The organism is Streptococcus oralis subsp. dentisani, from assembly GCF_007475365.1.
Taxonomy (GTDB): domain Bacteria; phylum Bacillota; class Bacilli; order Lactobacillales; family Streptococcaceae; genus Streptococcus; species Streptococcus mitis_AX.
The window spans coordinates 694,699-720,461 of record NZ_CP034442.1 but is presented as its reverse complement, the minus strand read 5'-3'; the positions used below and the strand labels follow the sequence as shown (position 1 = coordinate 720,461).

General features: G+C 42.3%; 26 protein-coding genes and 1 pseudogene. 25 read left to right on the top strand and 2 right to left on the bottom strand.

All coding sequences use genetic code 11. From position 1 onward, the window contains the following. Window positions 1-5 precede the first annotated feature (5 nt). Window positions 6-290 carry a DUF3270 domain-containing protein gene (locus EJF26_RS03710; protein ID WP_001111509.1) on the bottom strand — a complete coding sequence of 95 codons (285 nt, stop codon included), beginning with the start codon at window positions 288-290 and terminating at the stop codon, window positions 6-8. Window positions 291-675: 385 nt separating this feature from the next. Between EJF26_RS03710 and EJF26_RS03705 the strand changes: the two genes are divergently transcribed. The 9 genes and pseudogenes from EJF26_RS03705 to deoD all read left to right on the top strand — a co-directional run bounded on the left by EJF26_RS03705 (window position 676) and on the right by deoD (window position 9,212). Next, a complete protein-coding gene (locus EJF26_RS03705; RefSeq protein WP_000280274.1) occupies window positions 676-1,731 on the top strand; it encodes an ABC transporter permease in 1,056 nt (351 codons plus the stop codon). Window positions 1,732-1,744: 13 nt separating this feature from the next. Then, on the top strand, window positions 1,745-2,425 hold the full coding sequence (locus EJF26_RS03700; protein WP_000125736.1) for an ABC transporter ATP-binding protein: 681 nt from the start codon (window positions 1,745-1,747) through the stop codon (window positions 2,423-2,425). A gap of 125 nt (window positions 2,426-2,550) precedes the next feature. Continuing rightward, window positions 2,551-3,480: a peptidase U32 family protein gene (locus EJF26_RS03695; protein WP_000411185.1), complete on the top strand. Its 930-nt coding sequence runs from the start codon at window positions 2,551-2,553 to the stop codon at window positions 3,478-3,480. A 105-nt stretch (window positions 3,481-3,585) separates the two neighbouring features. After that, window positions 3,586-4,269, top strand: coding sequence for a ribose-5-phosphate isomerase RpiA (gene rpiA, locus EJF26_RS03690; protein WP_000429262.1), 684 nt, complete (start codon window positions 3,586-3,588; stop codon window positions 4,267-4,269). A gap of 13 nt (window positions 4,270-4,282) precedes the next feature. Continuing rightward, window positions 4,283-5,494 (top strand): phosphopentomutase, encoded by a 1,212-nt coding sequence (locus tag EJF26_RS03685; protein ID WP_000033126.1) that lies wholly within the window; start codon window positions 4,283-4,285, stop codon window positions 5,492-5,494. A gap of 1 nt (window position 5,495) precedes the next feature. Then, entirely contained in the window at window positions 5,496-6,056 is a 561-nt protein-coding gene (locus EJF26_RS03680; RefSeq protein ID WP_004245928.1) for a DUF1697 domain-containing protein, read from the top strand. After that, window positions 6,053-6,862: a purine-nucleoside phosphorylase gene (locus EJF26_RS03675; RefSeq protein WP_000143350.1), complete on the top strand. Its 810-nt coding sequence runs from the start codon at window positions 6,053-6,055 to the stop codon at window positions 6,860-6,862. Before EJF26_RS03680 ends, EJF26_RS03675 begins: the two co-directional genes overlap by 4 nt. A 2-nt stretch (window positions 6,863-6,864) precedes the next feature. Further along, window positions 6,865-8,148 (top strand): annotated as a pseudogene (locus EJF26_RS03670) (chloride channel protein). A 353-nt stretch (window positions 8,149-8,501) separates the two neighbouring features. Then, window positions 8,502-9,212, top strand: coding sequence for a purine-nucleoside phosphorylase (deoD, locus tag EJF26_RS03665; RefSeq protein ID WP_025168923.1), 711 nt, complete (start codon window positions 8,502-8,504; stop codon window positions 9,210-9,212). Between the two features lie 32 nt (window positions 9,213-9,244). On the opposite strand, the gene pavA is transcribed toward deoD, so the two are convergent. Then, window positions 9,245-10,900, bottom strand: coding sequence for an Rqc2 family fibronectin-binding protein PavA (pavA, locus tag EJF26_RS03660; RefSeq protein WP_000006751.1), 1,656 nt, complete (start codon window positions 10,898-10,900; stop codon window positions 9,245-9,247). A gap of 104 nt (window positions 10,901-11,004) precedes the next feature. Between pavA and ybeY the strand changes: the two genes are divergently transcribed. From ybeY to prsA, 16 genes are all read left to right on the top strand, one after another. Further along, window positions 11,005-11,502 (top strand): rRNA maturation RNase YbeY, encoded by a 498-nt coding sequence (gene ybeY / locus EJF26_RS03655; RefSeq protein WP_000275167.1) that lies wholly within the window; start codon window positions 11,005-11,007, stop codon window positions 11,500-11,502. Further along, on the top strand, window positions 11,483-11,878 hold the full coding sequence (locus EJF26_RS03650) for a diacylglycerol kinase family protein (RefSeq protein ID WP_000378175.1): 396 nt from the start codon (window positions 11,483-11,485) through the stop codon (window positions 11,876-11,878). Before ybeY ends, EJF26_RS03650 begins: the two co-directional genes overlap by 20 nt. 16 nt (window positions 11,879-11,894) lie before the next feature. Then, entirely contained in the window at window positions 11,895-12,794 is a 900-nt protein-coding gene (era, locus tag EJF26_RS03645; protein ID WP_000143272.1) for a GTPase Era, read from the top strand. 48 nt (window positions 12,795-12,842) lie between these two features. Next, window positions 12,843-13,667, top strand: coding sequence for a DNA-formamidopyrimidine glycosylase (gene mutM, locus EJF26_RS03640; RefSeq protein WP_001114612.1), 825 nt, complete (start codon window positions 12,843-12,845; stop codon window positions 13,665-13,667). Further along, window positions 13,667-14,272: a dephospho-CoA kinase gene (gene coaE / locus EJF26_RS03635; RefSeq protein ID WP_000516175.1), complete on the top strand. Its 606-nt coding sequence runs from the start codon at window positions 13,667-13,669 to the stop codon at window positions 14,270-14,272. The genes mutM and coaE overlap by 1 nt, the downstream gene beginning before the upstream one ends. Next, a complete protein-coding gene (locus EJF26_RS03630; protein ID WP_025168924.1) occupies window positions 14,259-15,467 on the top strand; it encodes a multidrug efflux MFS transporter PmrA in 1,209 nt (402 codons plus the stop codon). Before coaE ends, EJF26_RS03630 begins: the two co-directional genes overlap by 14 nt. Beyond that, window positions 15,458-15,607: a 50S ribosomal protein L33 gene (rpmG, locus tag EJF26_RS03625; protein ID WP_001809104.1), complete on the top strand. Its 150-nt coding sequence runs from the start codon at window positions 15,458-15,460 to the stop codon at window positions 15,605-15,607. The genes EJF26_RS03630 and rpmG overlap by 10 nt, the downstream gene beginning before the upstream one ends. Before the next feature lie 39 nt (window positions 15,608-15,646). After that, window positions 15,647-15,880 carry a preprotein translocase subunit SecG gene (secG, locus tag EJF26_RS03620; RefSeq protein WP_000282517.1) on the top strand — a complete coding sequence of 78 codons (234 nt, stop codon included), beginning with the start codon at window positions 15,647-15,649 and terminating at the stop codon, window positions 15,878-15,880. Between the two features lie 202 nt (window positions 15,881-16,082). After that, a complete protein-coding gene (gene rnr, locus EJF26_RS03615; protein WP_000653284.1) occupies window positions 16,083-18,437 on the top strand; it encodes a ribonuclease R in 2,355 nt (784 codons plus the stop codon). Next, window positions 18,400-18,867, top strand: coding sequence for an SsrA-binding protein SmpB (smpB, locus tag EJF26_RS03610; protein WP_001051742.1), 468 nt, complete (start codon window positions 18,400-18,402; stop codon window positions 18,865-18,867). The genes rnr and smpB overlap by 38 nt, the downstream gene beginning before the upstream one ends. Window positions 18,868-18,881: 14 nt before the next feature. Continuing rightward, window positions 18,882-19,742 (top strand): SAM-dependent methyltransferase TehB, encoded by an 861-nt coding sequence (gene tehB / locus EJF26_RS03605; protein WP_000413063.1) that lies wholly within the window; start codon window positions 18,882-18,884, stop codon window positions 19,740-19,742. 177 nt (window positions 19,743-19,919) lie between these two features. Beyond that, the gene (locus EJF26_RS03600; protein WP_000202634.1) at window positions 19,920-21,068 is read left to right on the top strand and encodes a PDDEXK family nuclease; all 1,149 of its coding nucleotides are present in this window, start codon (window positions 19,920-19,922) and stop codon (window positions 21,066-21,068) included. Between the two features lie 77 nt (window positions 21,069-21,145). After that, on the top strand, window positions 21,146-22,102 hold the full coding sequence (locus EJF26_RS03595) for a competence protein CoiA (RefSeq protein ID WP_000495882.1): 957 nt from the start codon (window positions 21,146-21,148) through the stop codon (window positions 22,100-22,102). An 18-nt stretch (window positions 22,103-22,120) separates the two neighbouring features. Next, complete coding sequence (gene pepF, locus EJF26_RS03590) at window positions 22,121-23,923, top strand: oligoendopeptidase F (RefSeq protein WP_000244091.1); 1,803 nt, start codon at window positions 22,121-22,123, stop codon at window positions 23,921-23,923. A gap of 1 nt (window position 23,924) precedes the next feature. Beyond that, the gene (locus EJF26_RS03585; RefSeq protein WP_000230398.1) at window positions 23,925-24,638 is read left to right on the top strand and encodes an O-methyltransferase; all 714 of its coding nucleotides are present in this window, start codon (window positions 23,925-23,927) and stop codon (window positions 24,636-24,638) included. 65 nt (window positions 24,639-24,703) lie between these two features. Continuing rightward, a complete protein-coding gene (gene prsA / locus EJF26_RS03580; RefSeq protein WP_000727957.1) occupies window positions 24,704-25,645 on the top strand; it encodes a peptidylprolyl isomerase PrsA in 942 nt (313 codons plus the stop codon). Window positions 25,646-25,763 lie beyond the last annotated feature (118 nt).

Sequence of the window (25,763 nt, the reverse complement as noted above, 5' to 3'; positions counted from 1 at the left end):
AACCTTTATTTTAGAATCTTTTGTTTAATAATCTTTCGTTGAAGTTGTAAAAGTGCGAAGCTTGTTCCCATAGCAACAATAAATGATAAAGCTGTATTTAGTTTTAAGGCCAAAAAGATAAAACTAAAAAGTGCCATAAAAATACAAAAACAAGCAATATTTACAAAAAATAAAATCTCTTTTAAGCCAGGGCCGACTGGGGCTTCCGGTGTATAATCTTGATAAAGCGGAGTTTGTTTTGATTCGGGAATTTGTTCAAACTCATAAGCTTCTAATTTTCTTGCGGGCATGATTCTCTCCTTAACAGTACCTAACTATTTTATCATTTTTTATGCAGAGAATTGTTACAGAATGGTTACAAAACTACTAAAGTCTCTTATCATCTTCTAAGTCACTCTTCTTGACACCCACTAGAGAAAGTGATAACATGGATGCTACACTTAAAACAGATGACCTGACTTTCTCTATTATAAATATACTGAGAAAGGAAAGGATAACTTATATAAATTGATAGCAAGCTGAGGCTTTTTCCTAAGATGATTTGTTAAGTTGCTACCTGGATACTTTTGAAGAGTATTGGTAGGAGTTGTTTTGAATGGATGGAAGGACAGAGATTCTGTCTATTGGACTGGGTGGCCTTCTTGCTACCTCTCGGGAAAGTAAAAGGAGATAAGCATGTATCTTGCTATCAAAGAGATATTACGAAACAAACTTCGATATAGTTTGATTCTAACGACCATTTTTCTTATCGCTTTTATGGTCTTTTTTATGACCAGTCTAGCTCTTGGTCTTGTGCGAAACAACCGAGCAGCTATTGATAATTGGCAAGCAACAGGTGTCGTTTTATCCGACTACGCAAATGATAATTTGACGGCATCCTTTATTCCTGAAAAGGACTACAAGGATAAGAATTCTGAAGAGGCTGCTCCATTGGGCTATATGTTCGCTGTAACCAATCTAGTCGATGGTAGTGAAAAGATCAACGTTTCCATCTTTGCTCAAAACTGGGATTCTTTTATCTCTCCTAGTTTGACGGAGGGTCGTTATCCTGAAGGAGATGATGAGGTTGTCGTGGATCAGTCTTTTGAGAACTATGGGATGAAGCTAGGTGATGCCATTCAGCTCAATGGAAGCGAGGCAAGTTACAAGATTGTAGGCCTGACTCAAGGAAATAAATTTTTCACTGAGCCTGTTGTCTTTACGAGTCTGACAACTTATTGGACCTTACAAGGAACCTTGAAAGCCAATCGTTCCATCTCTGCCTTGGTATTGAAAAATGACATAGAAGTGGTCGGCGATGGACTGAAACAGATTTCCATCCCAAAAATGATATCAAAAATTCCTGGTTACACCCCTCAGGTTAATGTATTTTCAGGGATGATTCTCGCTATGATTGTCATCTCAGGCTTGATTGTAGGTATTTTTGTTTATATCATTACCATCCAAAAACTAGGACTATATGGAATAATGCGGGCTCAGGGTATACAGATCAAAACCATTGTTTGGTCTCTTTTCTGTCAAATCTTCCTCTTAGCTGGTATGGGGATTGCTTTAGCCTTGCTTTCTATTGGTGGAGTGATTTTAGTTTTACCAGCTACCTTCTTTTTCTACCCAAGTTGGATAGCCTACTCTGTCCTAAGCTTGGTGATTTGCTTGATGGCCCTTCTAGGTGGTGTCATTTCACTTCCACGCTTGCTAAAGGTGGACCCGATTACTGCGATTGCAGAATGATAAGGAGAATAGTATGACAGCATTGATTGAAATGACTCAAGTGACAAAAACGTATGGGGAAGGAAAGATGAAAGTCGTGGCCCTGCATGAAACGAATTTTCAGCTAAATGCGGGAGAGTTCGTTGCTATCGTTGGGCCTTCTGGCTCTGGAAAGACGACCTTTTTAACAACTCTTGGACAACTTCAGGAAGCATCGAGTGGAAAGATTTTGGTAAAGGGGAAAGAAACAGGCAATTTGACGGAGAAGGAGAAAACAGACCTCCGTTTTAGAGAGTTTGGCTTTATTCTACAAGCTTCAAACTTAATTCCTTTTCTAACGGTCAAGGAACAGCTGGATTTGATTGACAGACTGGATAAGGGGAAAAATAGTAAAAGTGATCGAAAAGAGTTACTTGACTTGTTGGATTTGGAAAAGGTACAAGATCAGTATCCCAAGGCTCTATCAGGTGGTGAACGTCAACGTGCGGCGATTGCCAGAGCGCTCTATAACAATCCGAGCATCGTTCTTGCAGATGAGCCGACAGCCAGTCTAGACACCGAGCGTGCTTACCAAGTAACGGAGATGTTGGCCGCCATTGCCCATGAACAAGGTAGAGGAGTTGTTATGATTACGCATGATACTCGTCTTCTTGATAAGGTTGATCGTATTTATGTTATGAACGATGGCCACCTAGTTGAAGAAACACATGTATAAAATAGAGTGAATAGTACAAGTTACTGTTCACTTTTTTGATTGGGAAAGATAGAGATATGTTTAACATTTTGTGAAACTCCCAGTAACCATAGCTGATTTTTGAGAAATATGGTATAATTTTTCTTATGGAAAAGATTATCATTACAGCAACTGCTGAAAGTATTGAACAAGTTGAACAGTTACTCGAAGTTGGCGTAGACCGTATCTATGTCGGTGAGAAAGATTTTGGACTTCGTCTGCCAACGACCTTTAGTCATGAAGACTTACGCACCATCGCTAAGTTGGTTCATGAAGCAGGCAAGGAATTGATTGTCGCGGTTAATGCCCTCATGCACCAAGATATGATGGACCGTATCAAGCCATTCCTAGACTTCTTGGAAGAAATCAAGACAGACTATATTACTGTTGGGGACGCAGGTGTCTTTTACGTGGTCAACCGTGATGGCTATTCCTTCAAGACCATCTACGATGCTTCAACCATGGTGACAAGTAGTCGTCAGATTAACTTTTGGGGTCAAAAGGCAGGAGCTTCTGAGGCGGTTTTGGCGCGTGAAATTCCATCTGCTGAACTCTTCAAGATGCCAGAGATTTTGGAAATTCCTGCTGAAGTATTGGTTTATGGAGCTAGTGTCATTCACCATTCTAAGCGTCCGCTCTTGCAAAACTACTATAACTTCACGCACATCGATGATGAAAAGACACGTAAACGTGACCTCTTCTTGGCAGAACCGAGTGACCCAGAAAGCCATTATTCCATCTTTGAAGACAATCATGGTACTCATATCTTTGCAAATAACGACCTTGATTTGATGACCAAATTGACAGAATTGGTGGAGCATGGTTTTACTCACTGGAAACTTGAGGGACTTTACACCCCAGGTCAGAATTTTGTAGAAATTGCTAAACTCTTTATTCAAGCGCGTGACTTGATCCAAGAGGGGAATTTCAGCCATGACCAAGCCTTCTTGTTAGATGAGGAAGTGCGCAAGTTACACCCTAAAAACCGTTTCCTCGACACAGGATTCTATGATTACGATCCTGATATGGTTAAATAGGACACCAAAACCCGAAATAAAAATGTTCGGGTTTTTCAAGTGTATCCATGAAATAAAAACGGATACATGTTATAATAAAAATAGCTCTTTAATGGAGGTGTTTAAGTGGAGAATCTGAAAAAGATGGCAGGTATCAAGGCTGCTGAGTTTGTCAAGGATGGTATGGTAGTCGGTCTGGGAACTGGCTCTACTGCCTACTATTTCGTAGAAGAAATTGGTCGTCGGATCAAGGAAGAAGGTTTGCAGATTACTGCAGTGACGACTTCCAGTGTTACTGGTAAACAGGCTGAGGGTCTGAACATCCCGCTCAAGTCGATTGATCAAGTGGACTTTGTCGATGTGACGGTTGACGGGGCGGATGAAGTAGATAGCCAGTTTAACGGAATCAAAGGCGGTGGTGGTGCCCTTCTGATGGAGAAGGTTGTGGCAACGCCCTCAAAAGAATACATTTGGGTGGTAGATGAAAGCAAACTAGTAGAGAAACTAGGTGCTTTTAAATTGCCAGTAGAAGTGGTTCAGTATGGTGCAGAACAGGTCTTTCGTCGGTTTGAACGAGCTGGCTACAAACCAAGTTTTCGTGAAAAAGATGGCCAACGTTTTGTGACCGATATGCAGAACTTTATCATTGACCTAGCCTTGGATGTCATTGAAGATCCGATTGCTTTCGGACAAGAATTGGACCATGTCGTTGGTGTCGTAGAGCATGGCTTTTTCAACCAAATGGTGGATAAGGTCATCGTAGCGGGACGAAATGGCGTTCAGATTTTAACTTCAACAAAAGGGAAATAAAAGGAGACAGACTATGTCAAAATTTAATCGTATTCACTTGGTGGTACTGGATTCTGTTGGAATCGGAGCTGCACCAGATGCCAATAACTTTGTCAATGCAGGGGTTCCAGATGGAGCTTCTGACACACTAGGACACATTTCCAAAACAGTTGGTTTGAATGTGCCAAACATGGCTAAAATCGGTCTAGGAAATATTCCTCGTGAAACACCGCTGAAGACTGTACCATCTGAAAGCAACCCAATAGGTTATGCAACAAAATTGGAAGAAGTATCACTTGGTAAGGATACCATGACTGGACACTGGGAAATCATGGGACTCAATATTACTGAGCCTTTTGATACTTTCTGGAACGGATTCCCAGAAGAAATCTTGACAAAAATCGAAGAATTTTCAGGGCGCAAGGTCATTCGTGAAGCCAACAAACCTTACTCAGGAACAGCTGTTATCGACGATTTTGGACCACGTCAGATGGAAACTGGGGAGTTGATTATCTATACTTCAGCTGACCCTGTTTTGCAAATTGCTGCCCACGAAGACATTATTCCTTTGGATGAATTGTACCGTATCTGTGAATACGCTCGTTCAATTACACTTGAACGTCCTGCCCTTCTAGGCCGTATCATTGCTCGTCCGTATGTAGGTGAGCCTGGTAACTTCACTCGTACAGCTAACCGTCGTGACTTGGCTGTATCTCCATTTGCACCGACTGTTTTGGATAAATTGAACGAGGCTGGTATCGATACTTACGCTGTTGGTAAAATCAACGATATCTTTAACGGTGCGGGTATCAACCATGACATGGGCCACAACAAGTCAAACAGCCACGGAATTGATACATTATTGAAGACCATGGGACTTGCTGAGTTTGAAAAAGGATTCTCTTTCACAAACTTGGTGGACTTTGATGCCCTTTATGGACACCGCCGCAATGCTCATGGTTACCGTGATTGCTTGCATGAGTTTGATGAACGCTTGCCTGAAATTATCGCAGCCATGAGAGAGAACGACCTTCTCTTGATTACTGCGGACCATGGAAATGACCCGACTTATGCGGGAACTGACCACACTCGTGAATATATTCCACTTTTAGCTTACAGTCCTGCCTTTAAAGGAAACGGTTTGATTCCAGTTGGACATTTTGCAGATATCTCAGCGACAGTTGCGGATAACTTTGGTGTTGAAACTGCCATGATTGGGGAAAGTTTCTTAGATAAATTGGTATAAGATGACGAGATATGCTTTACTTGTTCGGGGCATTAATGTCGGAGGGAAAAATAGGGTTGTCATGGCGCAACTTCGTCAAGAATTGACAGAGTTGGGACTGGAAAAGATTGAAACCTACATCAACAGTGGCAACATTTTCTTTACTTCGACTGTTCCCAAAGCCCAATTGGTTGAAAAGTTAGAGGCTTTCTTTGAAGTCCATTATCCATTTATTCAGAGCTTTTCTTTACTGGGTCTAGAGGACTTTGAGGCGGAGCTTGACAATCTACCAGATTGGTGGACAAAAGACATGGCACGAAAAGATGTCCTCTTCTACACGGAGGGCTTGGATGTGGATCAAGTCATCGAGAAAGTGGACAGTTTGGAACTGGAAGATGAAGTGGTTCATTTTGGAAGACTTGGGATTTTCTGGGGGAAATTTTCTGAAGAATCTTACTATGCAACTGCCTATCACAAGTACTTGCTAAAGATGCCTTTCTACCGCCAAATCACCATTCGCAATGCTAAAACTTTTGACAAAATCGGTCAAATGCTAAAAAATAATAAAGGAGACACACAATGACATTTTTAGACAAAATCAAGGAAACAGCTGCTTTCCTGAAAGACAAGGGGATCCTAGCGCCTGAGTTCGGTCTAATCCTTGGATCAGGACTTGGAGAATTGGCAGAAGAAATCGAAAATCCAGTTGTAGTAGATTATGCAGATATCCCAAACTGGGGTCGCTCAACAGTAGTCGGACACGCTGGGAAATTGGTCTATGGTGAACTTGCAGGTCGCAAGGTCTTGGCTCTTCAAGGTCGTTTCCATTTTTACGAGGGAAATCCTCTTGAAGTGGTGACTTTCCCAGTACGTGTCATGAAAGTTCTCGGATGTGAAGGTGTCATTGTAACCAATGCAGCTGGAGGTATTGGATTTGGTCCTGGTACCTTGATGGCTATCTCAGACCATATCAATATGACGGGGCAAAACCCATTGATGGGTGAAAACTTGGATGACTTTGGTCCCCGTTTCCCTGATATGTCTAAAGCCTACACTCCAGAATACCGTGCTACTGCCCATGAAGTGGCTAAGAAACTCGGGATTAAGCTTGATGAAGGTGTCTATATCGGTGTAACTGGTCCAACTTATGAAACACCTGCAGAAATTCGTGCCTATAAGACACTGGGAGCAGATGCTGTTGGTATGTCTACGGTTCCTGAAGTTATTGTGGCAGCCCACTCAGGCTTGAAAGTTCTGGGAATTTCATGTATTACTAACTTTGCGGCTGGTTTCCAAGAAGAACTCAACCACGAGGAAGTTGTAGAAGTGACTGAACGTGTTAAAGGTGACTTTAAAGGCTTGCTTAAAGCGATTCTTGCTGAATTGTAATCATGTTAATAGAATTGAGGAGTATTTTTCGAGAAATCCCTTATAATTTTAGATTATTCATAGCAGTAATTCTGCAAGGAATAGTTTCGGGTTTATCTGGTATATTTCTCCATTATCTTTTAGAGATGGTGGAGGGGCTAGCTTTTGGTCAGTCAGAGCATCATAGTGGATTTTTGACAGATGGAGTTTCCTCCTCACGGATAGGACTAAGTTTAATAATCGTGGGTCTTAGCTCGTCCTTAGTCTGGTACTTCTTGCAAAAAGGGTCGAAGATTTATTCCATCAAAGCTCAGATGAAGGATGAGACTTCACAATACAAGCTTCATTTTTTAAGACAGCTATTTCATTCAATTTGGCAGATTATTGCAGTTGGAGGGGGAGCACCTATTGGCAAAGAAGCTGCGCCATGAGAGATTGGAACTCTATTTGCCGGGCCAATTGGAAAAATATGTATACTGTCTATGAAGGATCGCATCTTTCTCCTTGCTTGTGGTGCTGGTGCTGGTTTAGCGGCTGTCTATCAGGTTCCATTAACAAGTGTTTTCTTCGTTTTTGAGACTCTAGGAATTACTCTATCTATCAAGCGATTTGTCTTAGTCGGTTTGACTACCTATGTGTCAACCTATACAGCAGGATTGGTTATTTCAGATCATGCTCTCTACCAGATTCCAGCTATTGCATGGTCATTAAAGGAAGTGTGGATTGTCCCTTTATTACTTCTTTTCTTAACCCCCCTAGCTTGGCTTTTTGGTCGTTCAAGTAAAGAAGTGTCTTCAAACAGGATAAAAGATAAACGAATACTTCTCACATTGCCCTCAGCTTTTCTTTTTCTTGTTGGTCTGGCAAGTTCCTTTCCGCATCTACTTGGCAATGGACGCATGATGGCTCAGGAAATTTTAAATGGTAGCAGTGGTCAAACAGTGCTTCTCATGTTTTTCCTAAAAGCAGTGGTCGTTCTTATTATCCTTTGGGCAGGGGCCTATGGTGGTACTCTTACGCCATCTTTTGCCTTGGGGATGGCTGGAGCTGCTCTCTTGGGCATGATTCTAGGCTTGGACAGTCAGCCAAGTATTTTGCTTTTGGGATCGGTTTGCTTTTTATCTGTGACCTTGAGGGCGCCCATTTCTGCAACCGGATTACTTATAGGTTTCACTGGGCTAGGTTTAGATTCTCTTCCGTATCTCTTAGTAACTGCTTTCCTAGCTTATGGTTTTGCAAAAGTGTTAGATCGCTTTCCTTGGGCTAGCATACTGTGTAAGATGTCAAAGAATAAAGTAATTAGGTAGGAAATACCCGTTTCTTCTAATCAAGGATTTATCTTAAAAGATTAAAAACTATTGTCAGTTTATCAATAACTGTTTGAAATAAAAATGTAGTAGGCTTATCGGAGTCATGATTGAATACGATTTTTCCTAGCTATGAAATATAAAAATAAAAAAAAGAAAGGTAGAGCGTATGTTCTGATTTGAACACGAGCGGAAAACTTTTCATAACAATAAAAGAAAGGATGGGTAAACCGTATTTGCTGAACTGAATACGGGCGGAGAACTGTGTAAAAAAGATAAACTGTCTAGCATCTGCGATGCTTCGTCAGTTTCCTATTTTTACTTTGTTCTCTGTCGCCCTTTATATCTTAACTATGTCTATCCATATTGCTGCTAAGCAGGGTGAAATTGCTGATAAAATTCTTCTTCCGGGGGATCCTCTTCGTGCTAAGTTTATTGCGGAGAATTTCCTTGAAGATGCTGTTTGTTTTAACGAAGTGCGTAACATGTTTGGCTACACTGGTACTTATAAGGGTCACCGTATATCTGTCATGGGAACTGGGATGGGAATGCCATCAATCTCTATCTATGCACGCGAGTTGATTGTGGACTACGGGGTGAAAAAATTGATCCGCGTGGGAACTGCGGGTTCGTTAAATGAGGATGTCCACGTCCGTGAATTGGTCTTGGCACAGGCTGCTGCAACCAACTCAAACATCATACGCAACGACTGGCCACAGTATGATTTTCCACAAATTGCAAGTTTTGACTTGCTAGACAAGGCCTACCATATCGCCAAAGAACTTGGTATGACCACCCACGTTGGGAACGTTTTGTCGTCAGATGTCTTTTACTCAAACTATTTTGAAAAGAACATCGAGCTTGGTAAATGGGGAGTCAAGGCTGTGGAGATGGAAGCAGCAGCTCTTTACTATCTTGCTGCCCAACACCACGTTGATGCACTTGCTATCATGACCATTTCTGATAGCTTGGTCAATCCAGATGAAGACACTACTGCAGAAGAACGCCAAAACACCTTCACCGATATGATGAAGGTTGGTTTGGAAACCTTGATTGCAGAGTAAAATGTAAACGAAAATCCTGATTTCAAGTGGAATCAGGATTTTTTCATAGATGCGATTTTTTCGGGGTCTGGTGTGACACGGAGGGTCTTTTGTCCTGTGTAGGTTACAAAACCGGGTTTTCCTCCAGTTGGTTTGTTGAGTTTTTTGACTTCTATCATATCCACTTGCACGAGATTTGACAAGCGCCCTTTGGAGAAGTAGGCAGCTAGTTCGGCCGCATCTGTTTTAACTTCATCAGATGGATCAAGATTCCCTGAGATGACGACATGGCTTCCAGGGATGTCCTTGGCATGGAACCAAAGTTCCTCCTTGCGAGCCATTTTAAAGGTTAGTTCCTCGTTTTGCAGGTTATTGCGTCCGACATAGATGATGGTCTTGCCATCGCTCGCCAGATATTGTTCTGGTTTTTTGCGTTTGTGGATTTTCTCCCGCTGTCTTCTTCGGATGAAACCTGTTTGGATCAATTCTTCACGGATTTCAGCGATTTCCTCCAGCCCAGCTTGGTTGAGAACCGTTTCAACGCTTTCCAGATAAAGAATGGTGGCCTTGGTTTCTTCAATCAGTTCAGTCAGATATTTGACAGCTTCTTTGAGCTTCTGGTAACGTTTAAAATAGCGTTGGGCATTCTGGCTGGGAGTTAGTGCCTTATCAAGAGCAATTGTGATAGGCTGATTGGTGTAGTAGTTGTCCAAGGTAACCTGATCTTGGTCATTAGGTACTTGGTGGAGGAAGGTTGTCAGCAATTCTCCTTTTTGACGAAACTCCTCAGCATTGTCTGTCGCCAGTAACTCTTTTTCTTGTTTTTTCAGCTTATGTCGATTTTTCTGAAGTTCATTTTCAACACGACGAATCAGTTCACTGGCTTGCTGCTTAACGCGGTCTCGTTCAGCCTTGTCCTTATAGTAGGTGTCCAGCAAGTCAGAAAGACTGGTAAAAGGCTCTCCTACACGATTGGCAAAAGGAACTGGACTGAAAGAAGTCTCTGTTAGGTAAGGTTTGGTTTCTTGTCCAAAAAAGTGACGGAAAGTAGACAGTTTGTCATGAACCAATAGACTTTCCAGTTCGTTTGCCGTATCTCGCCCCAAACCTTGAAAGAGACTTTGAAGATTTTTTGCAGTTAGTTCTTGGGTTTGCAGGATTTCAAAGAGCTTTTCATCCTTGACAGTAAAAGGATTGAGAGACTCGGTACTTGGTGGAGCGATATAGGTCGATCCAGGAAGCAAGGTGCGGTAGCTATTTTGTGAAAAGCCGACGTGTTTGATGACTTCGAGGATTTTATGGCTACTTTTATCTACGAGGAGAATATTGCTGTGTTTGCCCATGATTTCGATAATCAGAGTCGCCTGAATATGATCCCCAATTTCGTTTTTATTGGAAACGGTGATCTCCACGATACGGTCGTTTTCCACTTGCTCAATTGATTCAATCAGAGCACCTTGCAAATACTTTCTCAAAACCATGATAAAAGTAGAAGGTTGGGCTGGATTTTCAAAAGTCGTTTGCGTCAGCTGGACGCGACCAAAAACGGGATGAGCAGAGAGGAGCAGGCGATGGCTTTGGCGATTGCTGCGGATTTGCAAGACCAACTCTTGTTCAAAAGGCTGATTGATTTTTTGGATGCGACCATTGACCAACTCTCTTCGCAATTCCTCAACCATGTGGTGTAAAAAAAATCCGTCAAATGACATCGTTCTCTCCTTGTGATTGTATTCCATAGTATTATATCAAAAAGGTAGAATAAAATCATGGAAATATGGTATAATAAAGCCAAGTAAAGAGAATCGAGAAGTACATGTATATTGAAATGGTAGATGAAACTGGTCAAGTTTCACAAGAAATCTTGCAACAAACCCAAGAAATTTTGGAATTTGCAGCCCAAAAAATAGGAAAAGAAGACAAGGAGATGGCAGTCACTTTTGTGACCAACGATCGTAGCCACGAACTCAACCTCGAGTACCGTGATACGGATCGTCCGACAGATGTCATCAGCCTTGAGTATAAACCAGAGTTGGATATTGCCTTTGATGAAGAGGATTTGCTTGAAAATCCTGAATTAGTAGAGATGATGTCTGAGTTTGATGCCTATATTGGGGAACTTTTCATCTCTATCGATAAAGCACATGAGCAGGCTGAGGAATATGGTCACAGCTTTGAGCGTGAGATGGGCTTCTTGGCAGTACACGGCTTTTTACACATTAACGGCTACGATCACTACACTCCGGAAGAAGAAGCGGAGATGTTCGGTTTACAAGAAGAAATTTTGACAGCCTATGGACTCACAAGACAATAAACGAAAATGGAAAAATCGTGACCTGGTATCCAGTTTAGAATTTGCCATCACAGGGATTCTGACTGCGATCAAGGAAGAACGCAATATGCGAAAACATGCAGTGACGGCTCTAGTAGTTATCCTTGCAGGTTTTGTTTTTCAGGTGTCACGAATCGAATGGCTCTTTCTCCTAATGAGCATTTTCTTAGTAGTAGCCTTTGAGATTATAAACTCTGCTATTGAAAATGTGGTGGATCTAGCCAGTCACTATCACTTTTCTATGTTGGCAAAGAAAGCCAAGGACATGGCAGCAGGTGCCGTGCTTGTGGTTTCCCTTCTTGCCGCAGTGACAGGTGCACTTATCTTTCTCCCACGCATTTGGGATTTACTATTTTAAACAATAAGAGGAAATTATGACATTTAAATCAGGCTTTGTAGCCATTTTAGGACGTCCCAATGTTGGGAAGTCAACCTTTTTGAATCACGTCATGGGGCAAAAGATTGCCATCATGAGTGACAAGGCGCAGACAACGCGCAATAAAATCATGGGTATTTACACCACGGATAAGGAGCAAATCGTCTTTATCGACACACCTGGAATTCATAAGCCTAAGACGGCTCTTGGAGATTTCATGGTGGAATCTGCCTACAGTACTCTGCGTGAAGTGGATACTGTTCTATTCATGGTGCCAGCTGATGAGCCACGTGGTAAGGGCGACGATATGATTATTGAGCGTCTGAAAGCTGCTAAGGTTCCTGTGATTCTAGTGGTGAATAAGATTGACAAGGTCCATCCAGACCAGCTTTTGGCTCAGATTGATGACTTCTGTAACCAGATGGACTTTAAGGAAATTGTTCCTATCTCAGCCCTTCAGGGAAATAACGTTTCTCATCTAATCGATATTTTGAGTGAGAATCTGGAGGAAGGTTTCCAGTACTTCCCATCTGATCAGATCACAGACCATCCTGAGCGTTTCTTGGTTTCAGAAATGATTCGTGAGAAGGTTCTCCATTTGACTCGTGAAGAGATTCCTCACTCAGTCGCAGTAGTAGTTGACTCTATGAAGCGTGACGAAGAGACAGACAAGGTTCATATCCGGGCAACCATCATGGTTGAGCGCGATAGCCAAAAGGGCATCATCATCGGAAAAGGTGGCGCAATGCTCAAGAAAATTGGGACCATGGCCCGTCGTGATATCGAACTCATGCTAGGGGACAAGGTTTTCCTAGAAACTTGGGTCAAGGTCAAGAAAAACTGGCGTGATAAAAAGCTAGATTTGGCTGACTTTGGCTATAATGAGAAAGAATATTAAGTAGAGGTGGGCTCATGCCTGCTTCTTGTTTTTACGGAAGGAGGACTTATGCCTGAATTACCAGAGGTTGAAACGGTTCGTCGTGGCTTAGAGAAATTAATTTTGGGAAAGAAGATTTCTAGTATAGAGATTGCTTATCCCAAGATGATTAAGACGGATTTGGACGAGTTTCAAAAGGAAGTGCCTGGCCAAGTAATTGAGTCCATGGGGCGCCGTGGCAAGTATCTGCTTTTCTACCTGACAGATAAGGTATTGATTTCCCATCTGCGGATGGAGGGCAAGTATTTTTACTATCCGGACCAGGTTCCTGAACGCAAGCATGCCCATGTTTTCTTCCAGTTTGAGGATGGTGGGACGCTTGTTTATGAGGATGTGCGCAAGTTTGGTACTATGGAACTGCTGGCGCCAGATCTTTTGGGCGCCTACTTTGTTTCTAAAAAATTAGGACCTGAGCCAAGAGAGCAGGACTTTGATTTGCAGGTCTTTCAAACTGCTCTAGCCAAGTCTAAAAAGCCTATCAAATCCCATCTCCTAGACCAGACCTTGGTAGCTGGTCTTGGCAATATCTATGTGGATGAGGTCCTCTGGCGAGCTCAGGTTCATCCAGCTAGACCTTCCCAGACTTTGACGGTAGAAGAAGCGTCGGCTATTCATGACCAAACCATTGCTGTTTTGGGACAGGCAGTTGAAAAGGGCGGTTCCACCATTCGAACCTATACCAATGCCTTTGGGGAAGACGGAACCATGCAGGATTTCCATCAGGTCTATGATAAGACTGGTCAAGAATGTGCACGCTGTGGAACTCTAATTGAGAAAATCCAATTAGGCGGACGTGGAACCCACTTTTGTCCAACTTGTCAAAGGAGAGACTGATGGGAAAAATTATCGGAATCACAGGAGGAATTGCTTCTGGTAAGTCAACTGTGACAAATTTCCTAAGAGAGCAAGGCTTTCAAGTGGTGGATGCTGATGCAGTCGTCCATCAGCTACAAAGACCTGGTGGGCGTCTTTATCAGCTCTTAGTTCAGCACTTTGGACAGGAAATTCTCTTAGAAAATGGAGAACTCAATCGCCCTCTCCTGGCTAGCCTCATCTTTTCAAATCCTGAGGAGCGGGAATGGTCTAAACAAACCCAAGGAGAGATTATTCGTGAGGAATTGACTGCACTGAGAGAACAGTTGGCTCAGACAGAAGCGATTTTTTTCATGGATATTCCCCTGCTTTTTGAACAGGACTACAGTGCTTGGTTTGATGAAACATGGCTGGTCTATGTGGACTGTGATATACAACTAGAACGTTTCATGAAACGGGATCATCTTTCTAAAGAAGTAGCAGAGTCCCGTCTGGCCGCCCAGTGGTCTTTAGAAGAAAAGAAAAAATTGGCGAGTCATGTCCTGGACAACAATGGAAATCGAGATCAACTTCTAGATCAGGTATCTTTTCTGCTTGATGGAGGTGAACATGATGACAGAGATTAGTTGGAAAGAGAATCTTCGTGTCGCCTGGTTCGGTAGTTTTCTAACGGGAGCCAGTATTTCCTTGGTCGTCCCTTTCATGCCTATCTTTGTAGAGCAGTTGGGAATCGAGAGTAACCAAGTTGCTTTCTATGCTGGATTAGCTATCTCAGTTTCGGCAGTTTCAGCAGCTTTGATTTCTCCTATCTGGGGTATTCTTGCTGACAAATATGGTCGAAAGCCCATGATGATTCGAGCTGGGCTTGCTATGACCATCACCATGGGAGGCTTGGCCTTTGTGCCGAACATCTATTGGCTAATCTTTCTTAGATTACTAAATGGCGTATTTACAGGTTTCGTACCGAATGCGACAGCTTTAATAGCCAGTCAAGTTCCCAAGGATAAGTCTGGCTATGCTTTGGGGACTTTATCAACTGGAGTAGTAGCTGGAACCCTAACCGGGCCCTTTGTGGGTGGCTTGATTGCTGAAATTTTTGGTATTCGCAATGTCTTTTTATTGGTGGGTGCTTTCCTATTTTTAGCTGCAATCCTAACCATTTTCTTCATCAAGGAAGATTTTCAACCAGTAGCTAAGGAGAAGGCTATCCCAACAAAAGAGTTGTTTAGTTCTATTAAACACTCTCATCTTTTGATTAACTTGTTTTTAACCAGCTTTGTCATTCAATTTTCAGCTCAATCAATTGGTCCCATTCTAGCTCTCTATGTTCGGGACTTAGGGCAGACTGAAAATCTCCTCTTTGTATCTGGTTTGATAGTATCCAGTATGGGATTTTCTAGCATGATGAGTGCTGGAGTGATGGGAAAACTAGGAGATAAGGTGGGAAATCATAGACTTTTAGTTGCAGCGCAGATTTATTCAGTCATCATTTACCTTCTTTGTGCCCATGCAACCAGCCCCCTTCAACTTGGCTTGTATCGTTTTCTCTTTGGTTTGGGAACGGGTGCTCTGATACCAGGTGTTAATGCATTGCTTAGTAAGATGACTCCCAAAGTAGGCATTTCAAGGATTTTTGCCTTTAACCAAGTCTTTTTCTACCTTGGGGGTGTTGTTGGTCCCATGACTGGTTCAGCAGTAGCAGGGCAATTCGGCTACCACTCTGTTTTTTATGCGACAGCAGCCTGTGTAGCTTTCAGTTGTTTATTTAACTTAGTTCAATTTAGATCATTATTAAAAGTAAAGGAAATCTCGTGCGAGTAAAAATTAATCTCAAATGCTCCTCTTGTGGCAGTATTAATTACCTAACCAGTAAAAACTCCAAAACCCATCCAGACAAGATTGAGGTTTTAAAGTATTGTCCCAAGGAAAGAAAAGTAACCCTACATCTTGAATCTAAGTAGAATTTATGGTAAAATAATAGGGATTTTAAGGAGTTTGATATGTACAACCTATTATTAACCATTTTATTAGTATTATCTGTTGTGATTGTGATTGCGATTTTCATGCAACCAACTAAAAACCAATCCAGCAATGTATTTGATGCCAGCTCAGGTGATTTGTTTGAACGTAGTAAAGCACGTGGTTTTGAAGCCGTGATGCAACGTTTGACAGGTATTTTAGTCTTTTTCTGGCTAGCCATTGCCTTAGCATTGACGGTATTATCAAGTAGATAAGAAATGGGCAGGACTAGGTCTTTGCCTATTTTTATTTTTATACTCTTCAAAAATCAAATTCAAACCACGTCAGCGTCGGCTTGTCGTACTCAAGTACTGCCTGCGCCTAGCTTTCTAGTTTGCTCTTTGATTTTTATTGAGTATTAAATGATGTTTGAGAAGGTCTTACAGTAAAAGAAAATTAAAAATCTAGAAAGAAAACATGAAAGATAAAATTAAAGAATATTTGCAAGAGAAGGGGCGAGTGACGGTAAATGACCTGGCTCAGGTTCTCGGAAAGGATGGATCCAAGGATTTCCGTGAGTTGATTAAAACCCTGTCTCTGATGGAAAGAAAGCACCAGATTCGTTTTGAAGATGATGGTAGCCTTGCCTTGGATCAGAAGAAGAAACATGAAATCACCCTCAAAGGGATTTTTCATGCCCATAAAAATGGCTTTGGTTTTGTCAGTCTAGAAGGGGAAGAGGACGATCTTTTTGTAGGAAAAAACGATGTCAACTATGCCATTGATGGCGATACCGTTGAGGTGGTCATCAAGAAAGTCGCTGACCGTAACAAGGGAACTGCTGCCGAAGCCAAAATTATTGATATTCTAGAACACAGTCTGACAACTGTTGTCGGGCAAATCGTTCTGGATCAGGAAAAGCCCAAGTATGCGGGCTACATTCGTTCAAAAAATCAGAAAATCAGCCAACCCATCTATGTTAAGAAACCAGCTATCAAGTTGGAAGGTACTGAGGTTCTCAAGGTCTTTATCGATAAATACCCAAGTAAGAAACATGATTTCTTTGTTGCTAGTGTCCTTGATGTGGTGGGGCACTCGACTGATGCTGGGATTGACGTTCTTGAAGTCTTGGAATCCATGGATATTGTCTCAGAATTCCCAGAAGCTGCTCTCAAGGAGGTTGAAAGTGTGCCGAATGCTCCATCAGAGAAGGATATGGAAGGTCGTCTTGATTTGAGAGATGAGCTTACCTTCACCATTGACGGCGCAGATGCCAAGGACTTGGACGACGCAGTTCACATTAAGCCTTTGAAAAATGGCAATATGGAACTCGGAGTTCACATCGCGGATGTTTCCTACTATGTGACAGAGGGTTCTGCACTTGACAAGGAAGCCCTTAACCGCGCGACTTCTGTTTATGTGACAGACCGTGTAGTTCCAATGCTTCCAGAACGACTGTCAAATGGTATCTGCTCTCTCAATCCTCAAGTAGATCGCTTGACCCAGTCTGCTATTATGGAAATTGATAAACATGGTCGTGTGGTTCATTACACCATTACCCAAACGGTTATCAAGACTAGTTTCCGTATGACCTATAGCGCTGTCAATGACATCCTGGCTGGCGACGAGGAAAAAAGACAAGAGTTTAAGAAAATTGTTCCTGGTATCGAACTCATGGCCAAGCTTCATGAAAGGCTAGAAAACATGCGTGAGAAACGTGGAGCTCTCAATTTTGATACTAATGAAGCTAAGATTCTAGTGGATAAAAAAGGCAAGCCTGTGGATATCGTTCTTCGCCAACGTGGCATTGCAGAGCGGATGATTGAGTCCTTCATGTTGATTGCTAACGAAACGGTTGCCGAGCACTTCAGTAAACTGGACCTACCTTTCATTTATCGGATTCACGAGGAGCCCAAGGCTGAAAAAGTTCAGAAGTTTATTGATTATGCTTCGAGCTTTGGTTTGCGGATTTATGGGACTGCCAGTGAGATTAGCCAGGAGGCGCTTCAAGACATCATGCGTGCTGTTGAGGGAGAACCCTATGCGGATGTATTGTCCATGATGCTTTTGCGTTCTATGCAGCAGGCTCGTTATTCTGAGCATAATCATGGTCACTATGGACTAGCTGCGGACTATTACACTCACTTTACCAGCCCAATTCGTCGTTATCCTGACCTTCTTGTTCATCGGATGATTCGTGACTATGGACGTTCCAAGGACGTAGCCGAGCATTTTGAACAGGTTATTCCTGAGATTGCTACCCAGTCTTCTAATCGTGAGCGTCGTGCCATCGAGGCAGAGCGTGAAGTCGAAGCAATGAAAAAGGCTGAGTACATGGAAGAATACGTGGGCGAAGAGTACGATGCGGTTGTGTCTAGCATCGTTAAATTCGGTCTCTTTGTCGAATTGCCAAATACAGTCGAAGGATTGATTCACATTACCAATTTGCCTGAATTTTATCATTTTAATGAACGGGATTTGACTCTTCGTGGGGAAAAATCAGGAACAACTTTCCGTGTAGGACAGCAAATTCGAATTCGAGTTGAAAGAGCGGATAAGATGACAGGTGAGATTGACTTCTCTTATATCCCAAGTGAGTTTGATGTCATCGAAAAAGGTTTGAAACAAGCTGGGCGCAAAGACAGAGGTCGTGGTTCAAGTCGTCGTTCAGACAAGAAGGAAGACAAGAGAAAATCAGGGCGCTCAAATGATAAGCACAAGCATTCACAAAAGGATAAAAAGAAAAAAGGCAAGAAACCTTTTTACAAGGAAGTAGCTAAGAAAGGAGCCAAGTATGGCAAAGGGCGAGGGAAAGGTCGTCGCACAAAATAAAAAGGCGCACCACGACTATACAATCGTAGATACGCTAGAGGCAGGAATGGTCCTGACAGGAACGGAAATCAAGAGCGTTCGAGCTGCTCGAATCAATCTCAAGGACGGCTTTGCCCAAGTAAAAAATGGGGAAGTCTGGCTGAGCAATGTTCATATTGCCCCTTACGAAGAGGGCAATATCTGGAACCAGGAACCAGAACGCCGTCGTAAACTCCTGCTCCATAAGAAGCAAATTCAAAAATTGGAACAAGAGACCAAAGGGACAGGAATGACCCTTGTTCCCCTTAAAGTCTATATCAAAGATGGCTACGCCAAGCTTCTTTTAGGACTTGCTAAAGGGAAACATGACTATGATAAACGGGAGTCTATCAAGCGTCGTGAACAAAACCGCGACATCGCGCGTGTGATGAAAGCTGTCAACCAGCGTTAAGAAGAGGAAGTAAAATGGAAAAATTAATTGCCTATAAACGGATGCCCTTGTGGAATAAACAGACCATGCCTGAAGCAGTTCAGCAAAAGCACAATACTAAAGTCGGCACCTGGGGAAAAATTACTGTCTTGAAGGGGGCACTCAAGTTTATTGAGTTGACAGAAGATGGTGAGGTTCTAGCTGAGCACCTCTTTGAGGCAGGGGCTGACAATCCCATGGCGCAACCGCAAGCCTGGCACCGAGTAGAGGCTGCAACAGACGATGTAGAATGGTACTTGGAATTTTATTGTAAACCTGAGGATTATTTCCCTAAGAAATACCAGACCAATCCAGTCCATTCAGAGGTCCTAGAGGCTGTGCAAACGGTGAAACCAGGAAGAGCCTTGGATTTGGGTTGTGGTCAAGGCCGTAACTCTCTCTTTCTCGCACAGAATGGTTTTGATGTGACAGCTGTGGATCAAAATGAATTGTCCCTTGAAATCTTGCAAAGCATTGTGGAACAAGAGGATCTAGACATGCCTGTCGGACTTTATGATATCAATTCAGCCAGCATTAGCCAAGACTATGATTTCATCGTATCGACAGTTGTTCTGATGTTCCTACAAGCGGACCGCATTCCAGCTATTATCCAAAATATGCAGGAGCACACCACGGTCGGTGGCTATAATCTTATCGTCTGTGCCATGGATACAGAGGATTATCCTTGCTCAGTCAACTTCCCATTCACCTTTAAAGAAGGGGAGCTAGCCGACTACTACAAGGATTGGGAATTGGTCAAGTATAATGAAAACCCAGGACATCTGCACCGTCGTGATGAAAATGGCAATCGCATTCAATTACGCTTTGCGACTATGCTAGCTAAAAAAATCAAGTAAATCAAACCTATACCAGCGAATAGAAACCACTTTGCAAGGTCTCTATTCGTTTTTGTTTGCGTTGGTTGATTGGGGCGAGCAGGATTTTATGCTATACTAGAAGTAGGAAATCTGAGCAGTAGGGCTGTATTGCTGATACACTCAGCGCAAGAAAGTCTTTATGATGGAGGTGGTCGAATGACGAGTCTTTTGGTGGAATTGTATGATCGGCATGTATTGGAAAAGAATGTCTACCAAGCCTTTATCAGTGATTGTGACGAGATTCTTTTTCTATCTTTGATAAAAATAAGCAATGAAGAGAAAGTTTCTCTCCGTCAGTTTATCCTTGAAGAAGTCCCCCATATCCAGCGTGTGACCTTTCGTCAGCTATCTTTAGAACAATTAACAGACCAGTTAGATTATTGCCTTGCAGGCTATGACCAAGTCCTTCTCGATGTTTTTGGCGGAGATTCACTACTAGCCTTATCTCTCTATCAATATGGCTTGGATCGCCACCTCCCCATCGTAGCCATGGATGTCGAACGAGGAAAACAATACAAGTGGGTAGCCGGTCAGTTAGAAAAAGAAGATTTGGACATTCCAACCCTAAGCATCCAACAGCTGATAGCTTTGCGTGGTGGAAAAATGCTCAAATCCAAACGCCCTATCCACTCAGCTCAGCAAATTGCAGCCATCAAAAAACTAGCCAGCTCTGCCATTGCCAATCCTTCCCACTGGTATCAAGTGACCCAATTTTTCTCTTTAGCCAAGACCAATGACCTTCATGCTGAGACAGAAAAAATACTGGAAAACAACGGCAAGTATTATCACTATCCAGAATCCCTCATCCCTTTACTTGTGGAAGCGGGGATGCTTTGTATGGAAAGCGAAGATAAGAAACGAGTAGCCTACAGCTTTCCAAGTCAAGAAGCTCAAGTTTTTTGCCGCAACAAGGGGCATATTTTAGAGGTATATCTCTATCTCTTGGCGCTTGAATCGCAGCTGTTTGATGAGTGCATGATAGGTGGTGAGATTGATTGGAATGGCATCTTTCCAGAGGCAGACAATGTTCAAAATGAGATTGATGTTATTCTAAGAAAGGGGCGCTCGATTACCTTTATCTCATGCAAGATGACAGATTTATCAGTCGAAGCCATCAACGAACTAGAAGTCTACGCCAATCATTTTGCTGGGGAGAGTTGCCTCAAGTTAATTGTCTGTACGGGAAAAATCAATCCGGTTTATGCCAATCGCTGTCAGGAATACGGCGTGCTGGTCATTAGAAGCGAGCAGATTCCCAATCTCATTCCCATGCTAAAAAAATTTTCTAAGAGACAAAAAAGATAAGAGATAATATCATGAAAGGCTGGAATTCCAGTCTTTTTTGCTTCTTTTTCGAATAGAAAAGAAAAGGAGGTAGACCAATGTTTGTAGCCAGAGATGCCAAGGGAAATTTGGTAAATGCCCTCGAAAAAGACGTAACTAAACAGCCCTACACTTGTCCAGCCTGTGGGGGCGGACTACGATTACGTCAAGGACAGAGTATTCGAACGCATTTTGCCCATGAAAGGTTAAGATATTGTATGGCTATTTTTGAAAATGAAAGTCCAGAACACTTGGGCAACAAAGAGGCCCTTTATCACTGGGCCAAGAAGGACAATCAGGTGGTCTTAGAATATAGTTTGCCCGAGATCCAGCAGATTGCAGATATTCTCGTAAACGAGAGACTAGCGCTGGAGGTTCAGTGCAGTCCCTTGTCTAAAAATCTTTTAGGCAATAGAAGTCAAGGATACCGCAGTCAGGGCTATCAGGTTATCTGGCTACTGGGAGAAAAACTCTGGTTAAAAGAGAGACTTACACAACTGCAAAGGGGATTTCTCTATTTTAGTCAAAATATGGGTTTCTTTGTTTGGGAACTGGATCTCAAAAGGAAAATTTTGAGACTCAAATATCTTCTGCATCAGGATCTACGTGGCAAGCTTCATTTTCAGGTCAAGGAATTTCCCTTTGGCCAAGGAAATCTCTTGGAAATTCTACGATTCCCCTATCAAAAACAAAAACTGCCTAGTTTTACGGTTGCCCAAGATTCAACTATCTGTCACTACATTCGCCAGCAGTTGTACTACCAAACACCCTACTGGATGAAGAAACAGGAGGAGGCCTATCATCAAGGAGACAATCTATTAAACCGTCAACTAGACGACTGGTATCCTCAGGTCAGACCGATAGAATCAGGAGATTTTTTGCAGATTGAAACGGATTTGACTAGCTATTATAGAAATTTTCAGGCTTACTATCACAAAAATCCGAAAAATAATCGCCAAAAGCTCTATCCACCAGCCTTTTATCACTTATATTTCTCAAAAAATGTGGTAAAATAGAAAGGATGGAGGAATCTTATGGTATTACAACGACATGAAATAAATGAAAAAGATACATGGGATCTTTCAACAATCTACCCAACAGACCAGGCTTGGGAAGAAGCCTTGAAAGATTTAACTGAAAAAGTACAAATAGCATCTCAGTATGAGGGACATCTCTTGGACAGCGCAGACAGTTTGCTTGAGATCACAGAATTCTCACTCGACTTGGAACGCCAAGTTGAAAAGCTTTATGTCTATGCACATATGAAAAATGACCAAGATACGCGTGAAGCCAAGTATCAAGAGTACTATGCTAAGGCAATGACCCTATACAGTCAGTTAGAACAAGCCTTTTCATTCTATGAACCTGAGTTTATGGAGATTAGCGAAGAGCAGTATGCGGCCTTCCTAGAAGCTCAACCAAAACTCCAAGTTTACAAGCACTTTTTTGACAAGCTCTTGCAAAAGAAAGACCATGTTCTTTCGCAACGTGAGGAAGAATTACTTGCTGGAGCAGGAGAAATCTTCGGCGCTGCTAGTGAAACCTTCGCTATTTTGGACAATGCGGATATTAGCTTCCCATACGTTCTTGATGATGAAGGCAAGGAAGTGCAACTCTCACATGGTACTTACATCCGTTTGATGGAGTCTAAAAACCGTGAAGTGCGCCGTGGTGCTTATGAAGCCCTTTATGCGACTTACGAGCAATTCCAACACACCTACGCTAAGACTTTGCAGACAAATGTTAAGGTGCAAAACTACCGCGCAAAAGTTCGCAACTATAAGAGTGCTCGCCATGCAGCCCTCGCAGCCAACTTTGTTCCAGAAAGTGTCTATGACAATCTAGTAGCAGCAGTTCGCAAGCACTTGCCACTCTTGCATCGTTACCTTGATCTTCGTTCAAAAATCTTAGGTATTTCTGATCTCAAGATGTACGATGTCTACACTCCACTGTCTTCAGTAGAATACAGCTTTACTTATGAGGAAGCCTTGAAAAAGGCAGAAGAAGCCTTGGCGATCTTGGGTGATGACTACTTGAGCCGTGTCAAACGCGCCTTCAGTGAGCGTTGGATTGATGTCTATGAAAACCAAGGCAAGCGCTCTGGTGCCTACTCTGGTGGTTCCTATGATACCAATGCCTTTATGCTTCTCAACTGGCAGGACAATCTAGACAATCTCTTTACCCTTGTCCACGAAACGGGTCACAGTATGCACTCGAGCTATACTCGTGAAACCCAACCATATGTTTACGGAGATTACTCTATCTTCTTGGCTGAGATTGCCTCAACAACCAACGAAAATATCTTGACAGAGAAATTATTGGAGGAAGTAGAAGACGATGCGACTCGCTTTGCTATCCTTAATAACTTTTTGGACGGTTTCCGTGGAACAGTCTTCCGTCAAACTCAATTCGCTGAGTTTGAACATGCTATCCACCAAGCAGACCAAAATGGAGAAGTCTTGACAAGTGATTTCCTCAATAAACTATACGCAGACTTGAACCAAGAGTACTATGGACTCAGCAAGGAAGACAATCCTCAGATCCAATACGAGTGGGCACGCATTCCACACTTCTACTATAACTACTATGTTTATCAGTATTCGACTGGTTTTGCAGCTGCTTCAGCCTTGGCTGAAAAGATTGTCCATGGTAGTCAAGAAGATCGTGACCGCTATATCGACTACCTCAAAGCAGGTAAATCAGACTATCCACTCAATGTTATGAGAAAAGCGGGTGTTGATATGGAAAAAGAAGACTATCTTAACGATGCCTTTGCAGTCTTTGAACGCCGCTTGAACGAGTTTGAAGCCCTTGTTGAAAAATTAGGACTAGCTTAAGATGGTAGAGTCTTACAGTAAAAATGCCAACCATAACATGCGTCGTCCCGTCGTCAAGGAAGACATCGTAGAACTCATGCGCCAGCGTCAAAAGCAGGTGACAGGCTCCCTGAAAGAATTGGAGACCTTCGCTCGTAAGGAAAATATTCCCATTATTCCTCATGAAACAGTTGCCTACTTCCGTTTTCTCATGGAAACTATGCAACCTAAGAACATTTTGGAAATTGGAACAGCTATCGGTTTTTCGGCCCTCTTGATGGCGGAACACGCGCCAGATGCCAAGATTACAACCATTGACCGTAATCCAGAAATGATTGGTTTTGCCAAGGAAAACTTTGCCCAGTTTGACAGTCGCAAGCAAATCACCTTACTTGAAGGTGATGCTGTTGATGTTTTATCTACTCTGACGGAGACTTATGACTTTGTCTTTATGGATTCGGCCAAGTCAAAGTACATCGTCTTTCTGCCTGAAATCCTCAAGCACTTGGAAGTCGGTGGAGTGGTGGTCTTGGATGATATTTTCCAAGGAGGAGATGTTGCCAAGGATATCATGGAAGTCCGCCGGGGTCAACGCACCATTTATAAAGGTTTGCAGAGACTTTTCGACGCAACTTTAGACAATCCAGGTCTAACAGCGACTCTAGTTCCACTTGGGGACGGCATTCTCATGCTGAGAAAAAATGTAGCAGATGTGCAGCTTCCTGAGAGTGAATGATTTTTAGAAAAATTTAAGACAATTTAGTAAAATAGAGAAGGTAACTTACCATAAAAGGAGTAAACATGAAGAAAAAACTATTGGCAGGAGCCATTACCTTATTATCTGTAGCGACTTTGGCTGCTTGTTCAAAAAGTTCTGAAGGGGCTGACCTCATCAGCATGAAGGGTGATGTCGTCACTGAACACCAATTTTATGAACAAGTCAAAAACAATCCAACTGCGCAACAAGTCTTGCTTAATATGACCATCCAAAAAGTATTTGAAAAACAATATGGTTCAGAAGTGACTGACAAAGAGGTGGATGATGCCGTTGCTGAGGAACAAAAGAAATACGGCGATAGCTACAACAGCGTACTTCAACGTGCGGGTATGACTCCTGAGACTCGTAAAGCTCAAATTCGCACAAGTAAGTTGGTCGAATTGGCAGTTAAAAAAGCAGCAGAAAATGAATTGACAGACGAAGCTTACCAAAAAGCTTTTGAGTCTTATACACCAGATGTAACAGCTCAGATCATCCGTATGGATAATGAAGACAAAGCAAAAGAAGTGCTTGAAAAAGCAAAAGCAGCAGGAGCTGATTTTGCTCAGTTGGCAAAAGACAACTCAAATGATGACAAGACAAAAGAAAATGGTGGCGAAATCACTTTTGACTCGGCTTCTACAGAACTTCCAGAACAAGTCAAGAAGGCGGCCTTTGCCTTGGATGTGAATGGTGTCTCTGATGTTATCACAGCGACTGGAACACAAGCCTACAGTACCCAATACTACATTATTAAGCTAACCAAGAAAACAGAAAAATCATCAAACCTAGATGATTACAAAGAAAAATTGAAAACAGTCATTTTGACGCAGAAACAAAACGATTCATCTTTCGTTCAGAGCGTTATCGGAAAAGAATTCCAAGCTGCAAATATTAAAGTGAAAGATCCTGTTTTCCAAAATATCTTTGCCCAATACGTTGGTGGTGCAGACTCAAACTCAAGCAGTAGCTCATCAGCAGAATAAAAAAGAAAATACAAACTTTGTCTTGAAGTTTGTATTTTTTAGTAATCAGTTTCGGCCAAATAGCAAAATTCGAAGGATTGGAGGATAAGAGTTTTTTTCTTTCTGAAAAAATGGTATA

What these genes read in the sequence shown, in the direction of transcription:
- EJF26_RS03705 (WP_000280274.1), top strand. Translation starts at nt 676, where the DNA reads ATGTATCTTGCTATCAAAGAGATATTACGAAACAAACTTCGATATAGT.
- EJF26_RS03710 (WP_001111509.1), bottom strand. Translation starts at nt 290, where the DNA reads ATGCCCGCAAGAAAATTAGAAGCTTATGAGTTTGAACAAATTCCCGAA.
- rnr (WP_000653284.1), top strand. Translation starts at nt 16,083, where the DNA reads ATGAAAGATAAAATTAAAGAATATTTGCAAGAGAAGGGGCGAGTGACG.
- EJF26_RS03700 (WP_000125736.1), top strand. Translation starts at nt 1,745, where the DNA reads ATGACAGCATTGATTGAAATGACTCAAGTGACAAAAACGTATGGGGAA.
- tehB (WP_000413063.1), top strand. Translation starts at nt 18,882, where the DNA reads ATGGAAAAATTAATTGCCTATAAACGGATGCCCTTGTGGAATAAACAG.
- EJF26_RS03675 (WP_000143350.1), top strand. Translation starts at nt 6,053, where the DNA reads ATGACATTTTTAGACAAAATCAAGGAAACAGCTGCTTTCCTGAAAGAC.
- prsA (WP_000727957.1), top strand. Translation starts at nt 24,704, where the DNA reads ATGAAGAAAAAACTATTGGCAGGAGCCATTACCTTATTATCTGTAGCG.
- deoD (WP_025168923.1), top strand. Translation starts at nt 8,502, where the DNA reads ATGTCTATCCATATTGCTGCTAAGCAGGGTGAAATTGCTGATAAAATT.
- smpB (WP_001051742.1), top strand. Translation starts at nt 18,400, where the DNA reads ATGGCAAAGGGCGAGGGAAAGGTCGTCGCACAAAATAAAAAGGCGCAC.
- EJF26_RS03685 (WP_000033126.1), top strand. Translation starts at nt 4,283, where the DNA reads ATGTCAAAATTTAATCGTATTCACTTGGTGGTACTGGATTCTGTTGGA.
- EJF26_RS03695 (WP_000411185.1), top strand. Translation starts at nt 2,551, where the DNA reads ATGGAAAAGATTATCATTACAGCAACTGCTGAAAGTATTGAACAAGTT.
- pavA (WP_000006751.1), bottom strand. Translation starts at nt 10,900, where the DNA reads ATGTCATTTGACGGATTTTTTTTACACCACATGGTTGAGGAATTGCGA.
- EJF26_RS03650 (WP_000378175.1), top strand. Translation starts at nt 11,483, where the DNA reads ATGGACTCACAAGACAATAAACGAAAATGGAAAAATCGTGACCTGGTA.
- EJF26_RS03680 (WP_004245928.1), top strand. Translation starts at nt 5,496, where the DNA reads ATGACGAGATATGCTTTACTTGTTCGGGGCATTAATGTCGGAGGGAAA.
- EJF26_RS03585 (WP_000230398.1), top strand. Translation starts at nt 23,925, where the DNA reads ATGGTAGAGTCTTACAGTAAAAATGCCAACCATAACATGCGTCGTCCC.
- pepF (WP_000244091.1), top strand. Translation starts at nt 22,121, where the DNA reads ATGGTATTACAACGACATGAAATAAATGAAAAAGATACATGGGATCTT.
- EJF26_RS03595 (WP_000495882.1), top strand. Translation starts at nt 21,146, where the DNA reads ATGTTTGTAGCCAGAGATGCCAAGGGAAATTTGGTAAATGCCCTCGAA.
- EJF26_RS03600 (WP_000202634.1), top strand. Translation starts at nt 19,920, where the DNA reads ATGACGAGTCTTTTGGTGGAATTGTATGATCGGCATGTATTGGAAAAG.
- secG (WP_000282517.1), top strand. Translation starts at nt 15,647, where the DNA reads ATGTACAACCTATTATTAACCATTTTATTAGTATTATCTGTTGTGATT.
- ybeY (WP_000275167.1), top strand. Translation starts at nt 11,005, where the DNA reads ATGTATATTGAAATGGTAGATGAAACTGGTCAAGTTTCACAAGAAATC.
- EJF26_RS03630 (WP_025168924.1), top strand. Translation starts at nt 14,259, where the DNA reads ATGACAGAGATTAGTTGGAAAGAGAATCTTCGTGTCGCCTGGTTCGGT.
- coaE (WP_000516175.1), top strand. Translation starts at nt 13,667, where the DNA reads ATGGGAAAAATTATCGGAATCACAGGAGGAATTGCTTCTGGTAAGTCA.
- era (WP_000143272.1), top strand. Translation starts at nt 11,895, where the DNA reads ATGACATTTAAATCAGGCTTTGTAGCCATTTTAGGACGTCCCAATGTT.
- mutM (WP_001114612.1), top strand. Translation starts at nt 12,843, where the DNA reads ATGCCTGAATTACCAGAGGTTGAAACGGTTCGTCGTGGCTTAGAGAAA.